General features: G+C 74.0%; 1 pseudogene. It reads right to left on the reverse strand.

Annotated elements, in window-relative coordinates:
- Positions 1-554 (reverse strand): annotated as a pseudogene (locus SLW56_RS20800) (hemagglutinin); the annotation flags it as partial.

Raw genomic sequence — 554 nt, forward strand, 5'->3', positions numbered from 1 at the left:
GCTGGTCTCGGACACGCGGCCGGCGGCCACGTTGGTCACCGTCCGCTCGTGGCCGGCGCTGCCCACGCTCACCGTGCTGCCCGGCGCAGCGCCGGCGTAGGTGTAGGCGGTGCCGTTGAGGGTCCCGCCGGTGGTCGCCACCGCCGCAGCCGTGCTGCTGCCGCTGCCCAGCGCCACCGCGCCGGCCTGCGCCGCCGCTGCGCCTGCGCCCAGCGCCAGGCTGTCGCCGCCGCTGGCCGTGGCCGCCTTGCCCAGCGCCACGGCGTTGGCCACGGCCGGATCGTGCGCATCGCCCGCCACCGCGCCATCGCCCAGTGCCACCGCGCTGTCGCCGTACGCACTCGCCGCCGGTCCCATCGCGCTGCTGTCGGTACCGCTGGCAGTGCTGTCGGCCTTGGTCGAGTGAGTGTGGGCGTATTTCACGCCCGCGCCTTGCTGAATGCTGTTGACGGTGGTGCCGACCTTGCCCAGTTCGGTGTTGGTGGCATATAGCTGCGAGCCGTTGACCGCATCGGTGCTGGTCCCGGACACGCGGCCGGCGGCCACGTTGGTCA

This window comes from Xanthomonas sp. LF07-6, assembly GCF_034105445.1.
Taxonomy (GTDB): domain Bacteria; phylum Pseudomonadota; class Gammaproteobacteria; order Xanthomonadales; family Xanthomonadaceae; genus Xanthomonas_A; species Xanthomonas_A sontii.